The 9622-nt window shown below is 69.9% G+C and carries 9 protein-coding genes; 6 read left to right on the plus strand and 3 right to left on the minus strand.

From position 1 onward, the window contains the following. Window positions 1–300 precede the first annotated feature (300 nt). The 3 genes from apaG (at window position 301) to VF536_RS15365 (ending at window position 4051) form a co-directional block, all read left to right on the plus strand. The gene (gene apaG / locus VF536_RS15355) at window positions 301–675 is read left to right on the plus strand and encodes a Co2+/Mg2+ efflux protein ApaG (protein ID WP_088405969.1); all 375 of its coding nucleotides are present in this window, start codon (window positions 301–303) and stop codon (window positions 673–675) included. Beyond that, window positions 675–2705: a site-specific recombinase gene (locus VF536_RS15360; RefSeq protein WP_331615734.1), complete on the plus strand. Its 2031-nt coding sequence runs from the start codon at window positions 675–677 to the stop codon at window positions 2703–2705. The genes apaG and VF536_RS15360 overlap by 1 nt, the downstream gene beginning before the upstream one ends. 173 nt (window positions 2706–2878) lie before the next feature. Beyond that, window positions 2879–4051, plus strand: coding sequence for a murein transglycosylase A (locus tag VF536_RS15365; RefSeq protein ID WP_331615735.1), 1173 nt, complete (start codon window positions 2879–2881; stop codon window positions 4049–4051). Here the strand turns inward: VF536_RS15365 and VF536_RS15370 are convergent. After that, complete coding sequence (locus VF536_RS15370; RefSeq protein ID WP_067279015.1) at window positions 4041–4322, minus strand: DUF427 domain-containing protein; 282 nt, start codon at window positions 4320–4322, stop codon at window positions 4041–4043. The genes VF536_RS15365 and VF536_RS15370 overlap by 11 nt on opposite strands. Before the next feature lie 11 nt (window positions 4323–4333). On the opposite strand from VF536_RS15370, the gene VF536_RS15375 reads away from it, so the two are divergent. After that, window positions 4334–4603 (plus strand): hypothetical protein, encoded by a 270-nt coding sequence (locus tag VF536_RS15375; RefSeq protein WP_331615736.1) that lies wholly within the window; start codon window positions 4334–4336, stop codon window positions 4601–4603. Window positions 4604–4682: 79 nt separating this feature from the next. On the opposite strand, the gene VF536_RS15380 is transcribed toward VF536_RS15375, so the two are convergent. Together VF536_RS15380 and VF536_RS15385 are read right to left on the minus strand one after the other, a co-directional pair. Continuing rightward, window positions 4683–6329, minus strand: coding sequence for a GDYXXLXY domain-containing protein (locus VF536_RS15380; protein ID WP_331615737.1), 1647 nt, complete (start codon window positions 6327–6329; stop codon window positions 4683–4685). Then, the gene (locus VF536_RS15385; RefSeq protein ID WP_331615739.1) at window positions 6326–7276 is read right to left on the minus strand and encodes a DUF2157 domain-containing protein; all 951 of its coding nucleotides are present in this window, start codon (window positions 7274–7276) and stop codon (window positions 6326–6328) included. The genes VF536_RS15380 and VF536_RS15385 overlap by 4 nt, the downstream gene beginning before the upstream one ends. A gap of 104 nt (window positions 7277–7380) precedes the next feature. On the opposite strand from VF536_RS15385, the gene VF536_RS15390 reads away from it, so the two are divergent. After that, window positions 7381–8052, plus strand: a complete 672-nt coding sequence (locus VF536_RS15390; RefSeq protein WP_331615740.1) for a dienelactone hydrolase family protein — start codon at window positions 7381–7383, stop codon at window positions 8050–8052. A 20-nt stretch (window positions 8053–8072) separates the two neighbouring features. Beyond that, window positions 8073–9563 carry a M28 family peptidase gene (locus VF536_RS15395; protein ID WP_331615741.1) on the plus strand — a complete coding sequence of 497 codons (1491 nt, stop codon included), beginning with the start codon at window positions 8073–8075 and terminating at the stop codon, window positions 9561–9563. Window positions 9564–9622 lie beyond the last annotated feature (59 nt).

Genomic DNA, 9622 nt, shown 5'->3' on the forward strand with positions numbered 1-9622 from the left:
CCGGGAACGGCGGGAACCGCGGGCCCGGACGGCGCCGCCATCACCGAATTCGCGGCGGCCAGGCCCAGGTCGACGCAGACGGTGGCGGCCACGCCGACCAGCGCGCAGCCGCGCGCCATGGCCTGGCGTCGAGTGGGACGGGGAACTGCCAACGGGTGTCCTGCCCTTGTCTCCATGACGGATGGCGTCCGGATACGTGCCGGTCGCGTTTGGTGGTCCGTTCGAGCGAGTTCTGTTGATGCTCTGTGCGGTACCCAGCATAGCCCACGTGGGGCCCGGGAGATTCCCTAGAATCCTCCGATGGCACATCCGCACTTCCACTGCAGCGTCGCCGTCGAGCCGCTCGCCGACCAGACCTTCCCCGACCGCAACGAGTTTGCGTACGGCTACACCGTGACGATCGAGAACCGGGGCGACGTCACCGCCCAGCTGATCGGCCGCCACTGGACCATCGTGGACGGCAACGGCAAGGAGCAGGAAGTGCACGGGCTGGCCGTCGTCGGCCACCAGCCGCTGCTGCAGCCGGGCGAGCGCTTCCAGTACAGCTCCTGGGCGCAGATCGCGACCCGCCACGGCACGATGAGCGGACGCTTCCTGTGCGTCACGGACAAGGCCGAGGTCTTCCACGCCGACGTGCCCGAGTTCCTGCTGGCCGACACGGGATCCCTGCATTGATGTTCCGTCGCCAGGGCTGGGACCTCACCGCGCTGCTGAACGCGGCGCATCCGCAGGCGCCGCTGGCCGAGCGCAATCTCTGGCTGGTGCGATTGATCGAGTGGCTGCGCCACGCGCCGCTCAAGGACGACCGGGCGCCGACGCCGACCGGGGAAGAGCCCGCGCCTCCCGCGGCGCCCCCCGCAGCGCCATCAGCCCCGCTGCCGATTCGCCGCCTCAGGTACCTGCTCCGCATGCTGGAGCGCCATCCTGATCATGCCAAGGCCTTCGCCGAGGTCATCGCCAGCGTCTGGGCCGACGTCGATGCGATCAGCCTGTTCGCCGAAGTCGGCTTCGCGCCGCGCATGGCGCTGTGGAACGAGTTCCTCGGCCGCCTGCGCCGCCGTCTGTTGCCGCTGAGCGCGGACACCAAGGACCTGTCCGAACTCTTCGAGCTGCTGTTCCCGCACGAAGCCGACGAGCAGTGGATCAACGCCGTCGACGACGAGCTGCTGGAGCGCCTGGGCCTGCTCTTCGCCGGCGCGCCCGAGGGCGACTGGCGCGAGGAGATGCGCGCCGCGATCACGGTGCTGGTGAGCTCGGTGCGCTCGGCCGGCCTGTCCGGCGCGCTGCGCGTGCGCATGGATCCGCAGCTGCTCGCGCGGCGGCCGTTCCGCAATCTCGCGACGGCGTGGGAGCAGGTCGAGCACGCGCTCGTCGAGAACGACCGGAGCGCCCTGCCCGGTCAGCTGCAGTACCTGCGCGGCCTGCTCGATGAATGCCGCGCGGCGGTGCGCTCCGTCCCGGATCACCTCGAGGAACACGGCGTCTCGGTGGACCTGATGTTCGGCGTCGAGCAGATGCAGGCGCGGCTGCGCCGCGTCGAGGACCTGCTGGCGGTGCTGCTGGCCGATCACCCGCAGCGCGAGCTGCTGCGCCTGGTGGCGGCACTGGTGGCGGTGGTGCACGACCGGCGCAGCATCCGCACGCTGTTCGCGCGGCATTACTCGCTGCTGGCGCGCAAGGTCGCGGAACGCAGCGCCGAGACCGGCGAGCACTACATCACCCGCAACCGCGAGGAGTACGGCGACATGCTGCGCCGCGCCGGCGGCGGCGGACTGGTGATCGCGGGCACGACCTTCATGAAGTTCGCGATCATGGCGGTGGGCCTGTCCGCGTTCTGGGGCGGCTTCTGGGCCGGCGTGAACTACGCGGCCAGCTTCGTGCTGATCCTGCTGCTGCACTGGACCGTCGCGACCAAGCAGCCGGCGATGACCGCGCCGGCGCTGGCCGACAAGCTGCGCCACATCGACAGCGATGCGGGCCTGCAGGCCTTCGTCGACGAAGTCGCGCACCTCTTCCGCTCGCAGACGGCGGGGATCATCGGCAACCTCGCGCTGGCGGCGCCCATGGTGCTGGTCGTGCAGCTGGCGGCATGGCTGAGCTTCGGCAAGCCGCTGGTCGGCGTGCAGGAGGCCGAGCACGTGCTGCACTCGCTGACGGTGCTCGGGCCGTCGCTGTTCTTCGCCGCGTTCACCGGGGTGCTGCTGTTCGCGTCCAGCCTGATCGCGGGCTGGGTCGAGAACTGGTTCGTCTTCCACCGGCTCGACAGCGCCATCGCGTGGAACCCGCGCATCGTCGCGCGACTGGGCGCGAGCCGCGCCGGGCGCTGGTCCCGCTGGTGGCGCGACAACATCTCGGGCCTGACCGCCAACATCAGCCTGGGCCTGATGCTGGGACTGGTGCCGGCGCTGCTGGGCTTCTTCGGCCTGCCGATCGAGGTCAGGCACGTGACGCTGTCGACCGGTCAACTGGCCGCGGCGGCCGGCGCGCTGGGGCTGGACGTGCTCAAGCACTGGCCGTTCTGGCTGTGCGTGATCAGCATCCTGGGCACCGGCGTGCTGAACGTAGGCGTCAGCTTCTTCCTGGCGTTCAAGGTGGCGCTGCGTTCGCGCGGGATCCGGCTCGCGGATCAGAAGCGCGTGCGCGCGGCGATCTGGACGCGGATGCGACGTCAGCCGATGAGCTTCCTCGTGCCGCCCAAGGGTTGAGGCCGGACGGAAAGAAGGGCCGGGCGGGCGCTTGAACGCGGCGCTCCGGCGGCCCTCAGGTGGCGTCGCGGTCGTCGGGTCGTTCGCCGCCCTTGCGGCCGGAGAACATCGTCCACCAGACGATGAAGACGAGCAGCGCGAGGGCGCCGAGCGCCTCCAGCAAAATCACGCCCATGATTCGTGGTCCGATCCGTAGCAGAACTCGCCGCTGGAGCGCGGCGCTGGCGATTCTAGGCGCGCTGGGCGGGGCTTCCGCCGCGCTCATCGCTCCCTTTGCCTGCGCGACGGGACTGCCGATCGATCCTGAGAAACTGCTCAACGGCCAGGACGACACCGCGGGCCGGCATGTGATGCAACGCGAACGCGCCCGCTGGGTCGCCGCCGCGTGGAACGAGCTGCCGGGCTGGGGTCAGGACCGTGCGTTGGAATGGTGGCCCGCGCTGCTGCGCGGCTGCGAGAAGCCGATGCCGGGCTGGGCCGCGATCTGCGCGCAGGCGCGCGGCTTCAAGCCGGGCGACGATTGGGACGCGATGGTCTGGCTGATGAAGCGCCTGCAGCCGTATCGCGTCGAATCCCCCGAGGGCCAGCGCGAAGGCGTGGCGACCGGGTACTACGAGCCGGAGCTCGCCGCGCGTCGCCAGTCGCAGGGCGACTTCCGCGTGCCGCTGCTGGCGCCGCCGCAGGACCTGGCGCAGCGCAAGCCCTACGACACACGCCAGCAGATCGAGAGCAACGCATCGCTGTCCCCGCTCAGCCTGGCCTGGGTGCAGGACCCGCTGGACGCGCTGGTGATGCAGATCCAGGGCAGCGGGCGCTTGCGCGTGACCGAGCGCGACGGCAGGAGCCGCTGGGTGCGGCTGTCCTTCGCGGCGCACAACGAGCAGCCCTACCGCTCGATGGGCCAGTGGCTGATCGCCCAGGGCGAGTTGCGGGCCACGGAGGCCTCGTGGCCGGGCATCAAGGACTGGGGTCGGCGCAATCCGCAACGGCTCAAGGAGGCGATGTGGGCCAACCCGCGCTACGTCTTCTTCCGCGAGGAACCGCTGCCCGATCTGGCGGTCGGTCCGCGCGGGGGTCAGGGCGTGCCCCTGACGCCGGGGCGTTCCATCGCGGTGGACAAGGCCAGCATCCCCTACGGCACGCCGGTCTGGCTGGACACGACCGAGCCGCTGTCGACGACGCCGATGCGGCGGCTCGTGATGGCGCAGGACACCGGCGCGGCGATCGTCGGCGCGGTGCGGGCGGACTACTTCTGGGGCTGGGGCGAGGCCGCCGAGGCGCAGGCCGGCCGCATGAAGCAGCCGCTGCGGCTGTGGGTGCTGTGGCCGAAGGCGCTCACTCGGTGACCTGCACGCCCTTCCAGAAGGCGACGCGGTCCTTGATCTCGGCGGCGGCCTCGGAGGGTTCCGGGTAATACCAGACGGCGTCCGGGTTCATGTCGCCGTGGACCATCAGGCTAAAGTAGTGCGCCTGGCCCTTCCACGGGCAGGACGTGCGGTGATTGCTGAACGTGGTGAACTCGCGCTTCAGCGAGGCGACGGGGAAGTAATGATTTCCCTCGACCACCACGGTGTCGTCGCTTTCGGCGATGACTTCGCCGTTCCAGATTGCCTTCATTCCAACTCCTCGTGCTCAAACGCTATTTCGCCCATCGGGGCAAGGACATCTTCGTCACCGCCGGATCCGCCAGAGACCTGGCACCCGGCAGTTTCGGGATCTGCGCGATCGGGGGCGGCGCGGAAGGCTGGTCCGTCGTCCATGTCGGCCCCGACGGCGACGCCGCCGACCTCGGCGGGGAGTACTACTTTGCCACCTCCGAGGAAGCCCTGGCGTTCCTGAAGGAACTGATCGACCTCATGGTGGATGGTGGGGAGCCGGAAGGGCTCAACGAGGATTGACTCCGGCCGTGAGGCGATTAGGTGGGCCAATCGCCTCACGGGATGAGGCAATTAAGACCTGGGCTACGGGGAACGGGCTTCACAACGGCTTCAGATCCTCTCCCACCACCCGCACCAGCAGGCCCTTGCCCTCGGGCGTCACGCGGAACTCGCCGTACTTCGCCGGCTGCCAGCGCGCGGCGTCGCCTTCCTTGAAGAACCAGGCGTCGGACACGAAGGTCCATTGGCCGCCCTTGGGCGCCAACTCGAGCAGTTGCGCGCCCGCGGGAAGCGCCTCACCGGGTGCGAGCAACTTCGGCGAGTGGGCAATGCCGCGCGCATCGAGCATCACGGCGACACGCGGTCGAGCGCCCCAGAGCAAGGAAGCACCCGGTTCGGATCGGAAACGCCAGCCCACGCCCGGCAGGTCGTAGTTCAGCCTCATGTAGTCGCCCTGCATGAGCGAACGCGGATCCACCGGCGCCAACTTCACGAACACCGGACGACCTTCGTCGATCAATCGCTCGCGTGCGGCGATCAGGACGTTCACGAGGACGAGGGCCACCGCGCCTGCGCCGAGCAGCACTGCCGCGCCACCGCGCAGCGCGAGCGCTGGCCGCGTTCCTTCATCCGATGAAGGCGCCGTTGGATGCCACGCCAGCCAGCGGACCCATGCGGCGAGCGCCGCGCCCATCACGACCAGCGCCAGCGACTTGTGCGCAAGCGGCAGCTGCCACTCGTAGTACAGAGCGCCGATCGCCCACACCGCCGCCACGCCCGCGAGTGCGGCCAGGCGCCAGCGTCGGGTCGACGCCATCAAGGCCAGTACCAGCAGGATCCCGCCGAGTGCAGGCATCAACGCGGAGAGCGCCGCCAGCACCACCACCGGCGGCAGGAGCTTCAACGAGCCGGAGGGGCGCCAGCGCCGCAGCAGCCACAGCGCAGCCGCGAGCACGAACAGCACCGACAGCGCCCGGCTCGCGCCCAGCAGGACCACATGGGCCGTCGTCAATCCGACCGTCGTGCCGCGCATGAGCGCGCCCCCCGAGAACGCGCCGGCCGCAGCGAACGACCAGCCGGCCGCCACCGCGTGCATCACCAGCACGGCGACCCACCACCCCGTCAGCGCAGCTTCGAGCGCTGCGGCGGCAGACGCGGTCCGCGCCTCCCGACCCAGCCGATCCCGGACGATCCACAGCACGAGTCCTTCCGCGAGCAGCAGCGCGGCCGCGGCCTGTGACAGGCCTCCGTCATGCTCGTACCAGCCTCTCGGCACGGCCCCCTCCAACCACAGGTGGCCCAGGTACCCGGCCAGCGCCGCCATGCCGACGCCGAGCAATCCCCGCAGCCATCCCTGCTTCAGCAGCACGATCAACGCAGCGCCGATGAAAAGGCCGATCAATGCGGCACCGGCATGCGGGAGGTCGCGCTGCAATCCATAACCGAGGCACACCAGCCCCGTCGGCAGCAGCGGCACCGCCGCCTGTTCCAGGAACAGCGGCGTCGCGCGGCCCCGCAGCAGCACGACGGACAGCGCGATCAACGCAATGCCTTCGATGTACGGCATCGGGCCGCGATCCCAATCGCCGCCGAACAGCATCGCGAAGAGGAAGAGGAACGGCGGCACCGCCAGCCAGGCGCCCAACGCCGTCAGCACCACCACCGGCCAGGGACGTTCCGGCGCATCGGCTTCGTCGGGCACCAGCCCCTCGGCGCGCGCTTGCGCCTGCCAGTCCTGGCCGCTCATGTCCGCACCTCCAGCGCGCGCATGCGCCGCATGATCAGACTCACGCTGGCCGCCAGCAACCCGCAGGCCACGAGGGCGATCAGGAAAACGCCACCGATGTCACCCTTGGCGTCGATGACCACGCGCGCCAGTCCGACGACCAGCAGCGTGTCGACCGCCAGCGCCAGCGCGCTCATCGCATAGACCTCGCCGCGTCGCCACGCGAGCACGAGACCCAAGCCCATCACGCCGAGCCCGAGGTAGTACTGCGGTGCAACGTCTCTGCTGAAGAGCCCGCCCAGCGCCGTCCCCGAGATCGCGATCACCGAGGCCAGCACCGCCAGCCGCCACGCCCACGGTTGCGTCGCCGCGGCGGGCCGCAGCGCGAGCCCGACGCACAGCAGCCCGTACGCGACGAAGCCGATCGCATGCACCGGCACCGTGGACACATCGAAGCGCCACGAATGTCCTCCGAAGGTTTCCATCCACAAGCCGATCCCGGTCGCGACCACCAGCGCCCAGGGCGTCCACGCCAGGTCCGAGCGGGCGGCCCACGCGACCGGCAGCCCGAGCGCCGCCCAGAGTGCAAAGAGCTGCCAGGGATCTGCGCCGGTCTGGTAGGTCTGGCCGAAGAACGCCAGCAGGCCGCCCAGCGTCAGGAAGGCCACCAGCGCCGCCGGCGCACGCCACGGCCGCAGCATGGCCGCCGCGATCAAACTGACCGCGAGCACCGCCTGCAGCAGCCCGAAGCGCATGATCCGGCCGAAGTCGTCCCAGTTCGCCGCGACCCACAGGATCAGTCCGAACCCGATCAACCCTGCCGCCAGCGCGCCCGCGCCGCGGCGCAGCGGCGTCCACGGATCGCGCGGCGGATCATCGACACCGCTCATCGCCCGCAAGCGTCGTGCGCTGCTCGCATCCAGGCCCTGGCGGGCCGTCCATTGGTACAACTGCTCGTGCAGACTCACGGGTTCCTCCCTCAGGATGCGACCGCCCGCAGGGGTCGTCGGTGATGTTCTTCGAGGGAGCCGATTCTTCCTCTCATCCTTCGTTCTCGCACTGGGAGTTCCACATGGGACAGATGATCGACTTCGCTCGCCCTGACGGCGGCACCACCAGCGGTTACCTCGCCAGCGCTGGCGACGGCGCGCCCGGCATGATCCTCATCCAGGAATGGTGGGGACTCAAACCCCACATCAAGGAAATCGCCGAGCAGTTGGCCTCCGCCGGCATCACCACGCTCGCGCCCGACCTCTACCGCGGCCGCATCGCCGCCGATGCGGACGAGGCCAGCCACATGATGGACGGCCTGGACTTCGTCGACGCCACCACGCAGGACCTCCAGGGCGCGCTGACGCACCTGCGCGAACACCTCGGCTGCGGCCAGGTCGGCGTGATGGGCTACTGCATGGGCGGCGCGCTGACCATCCTTGCAGGCGTGAACCTCAAGGACCTGCAGGCGGCGGTCTGCTACTACGGCATCCCGCCGGCCGAATTCGCCGAACCGGCGAAGATCGAGGCGCCCTTCCTCGGCCATTTCGCCACGCGCGACGACTGGTGCACGCCGGAGAAGGTCGACGCCCTGGAGGCGCGCATGAAGTCGGGCGGCAAGCACCCCGTCATCCATCGCTATGTGGCGGACCATGCGTTCTCCAACAAGACCCGCCCCGAGGTCTACGACCCGGCCGCCGCCGAGCTCGCCTGGTCGCGCACCCTGGACTTCCTCAAGCAACACCTCGCCTGATCGACTCATCGCCTGAACCCATGACCTTCCATCGCCGCCTCCTCCCCACCGCCGCCGCTGTCTGGGCGCTGATCGCTTCATCCGCTTTCGCACAGACCACGCCGGCCTCGGGGCCGGCGTCGGCGACAGCGCGCGCCGCCTCGGAGACCGCGGCCCCGCCGCTGGATCCGCGCGTGGCGCCGCTGCTCGCGGACATCTCCGCCGAGCGCATCGAGTCCACCATCCGCAAGCTCGCCGCCTTCGGCACGCGCCACACCGCGTCGGACACGAAGAGCGACACGCGCGGCATCGGCGCCGCGCGGCGCTGGATCGAGCGCCAGTTGAAGGACTGCAGCGCGAAGACCGGCGGCCGGTTGCAGGTCACGATGGACGCGTTCATCGAGCCGGCGGGCAACCGCCTCTCGGCGCCGACCGAGCTGGTGAACGTCGTGGCCACGCTGCCCGGCGCGTCGGCGGGCACGCCGCGTGAACGCATCCTCGTCGTCAGCGGGCATTACGACTCGCGCAACAGCGACGTGATGGACGCGCAGGGCGAGGCCCCAGGCGCGAACGACGACGCCTCCGGCACGGCGGCCGTCATGGAAATGGCCTGCGCGGCGGCGAAGCAGCGCTTCGATGCGACGCTCGTGTTCATGGCCGTTCCCGGCGAGGAGCAGGGCCTGCTCGGCGCCCGTCACTGGGCGCGTCGTGCGCGTGCGCAAGGCCTGAACGTCGAAGGCATGATCACCAACGACATCGTCGGCAGCTCGCGCGGCGACAAGGGTGAGCATGATCCAAAGCGGCTGCGCCTGTTCGCCGACGGCTTCGATCCGCTGCTGCGTCTGCTGGTGAACGCCAACGCCAACAGCCCGGCCAACGAGGACGAGGTCAAGACCAACGCGGCGATCCGCGCGCAGCTGCAGCCGCTGGCGGTGGCTGGCGGCGGCGAGGAGCTGCCGACGCAACAGTTCGGACGTCACTTGAAGGCCGAGGGCGAGCGCTACCTGCCGGACTTCCGCATCGATCTGATCCAGCGCCGCGACCGTTACCTGCGCGGCGGCGATCACCTGCCCTTCCTGGAGCGCGGCTACGCGGCGGTGCGATTCACCGAGCCCTTCGAGGACTTCCGCCACCAGCATCAGAACCTGCGCACCGAGGGTGGCGTCGTCTACGGCGATCTGCCGGAGTTCGTGGACTTCGCTTACGTGGCCGATGTGGCGCGAGTCAATCTCGCGGGCCTGGCCACGTTGGCCTGGGCGCCGTCGCCGGTGAAGGGCGCGCGCATCGATGCGCGCGAGCTGACCAATGACACGACGCTGCTGTGGACCGCGAACGTCGATCCGGAGCTGGCGGGATATCGTGTCGTCTGGCGCCGCAGCGAATCGCAGGCCTGGGAAGGTGCCAAGGATGTCGGCAACGTCACCAAGGTCACGCTGCCGCTGTCCAAGGACAACCTGATCTTCGGCGTGCAGGCCGTGTCGAAGTCAGGCCATGCGAGCCTCGCGAGTTATCCCCTGCCGCTGGCGCGATAACCAGAACCGGGGCCGGAGCCAAGGCCCGATCACCTCGACGTCCCGGTCGGCGGGAGCCG

It is taken from the genome of Roseateles sp., from assembly GCF_036486225.1.
GTDB lineage: Bacteria > Pseudomonadota > Gammaproteobacteria > Burkholderiales > Burkholderiaceae_C > Roseateles.

What these genes read in the sequence shown, in the direction of transcription:
- apaG (WP_088405969.1), top strand. Translation starts at nt 301, where the DNA reads ATGGCACATCCGCACTTCCACTGCAGCGTCGCCGTCGAGCCGCTCGCC.
- VF536_RS15390 (WP_331615740.1), top strand. Translation starts at nt 7,381, where the DNA reads ATGGGACAGATGATCGACTTCGCTCGCCCTGACGGCGGCACCACCAGC.
- VF536_RS15360 (WP_331615734.1), top strand. Translation starts at nt 675, where the DNA reads ATGTTCCGTCGCCAGGGCTGGGACCTCACCGCGCTGCTGAACGCGGCG.
- VF536_RS15395 (WP_331615741.1), top strand. Translation starts at nt 8,073, where the DNA reads ATGACCTTCCATCGCCGCCTCCTCCCCACCGCCGCCGCTGTCTGGGCG.
- VF536_RS15370 (WP_067279015.1), bottom strand. Translation starts at nt 4,322, where the DNA reads ATGAAGGCAATCTGGAACGGCGAAGTCATCGCCGAAAGCGACGACACC.
- VF536_RS15380 (WP_331615737.1), bottom strand. Translation starts at nt 6,329, where the DNA reads ATGAGCGGCCAGGACTGGCAGGCGCAAGCGCGCGCCGAGGGGCTGGTG.
- VF536_RS15365 (WP_331615735.1), top strand. Translation starts at nt 2,879, where the DNA reads ATGATTCGTGGTCCGATCCGTAGCAGAACTCGCCGCTGGAGCGCGGCG.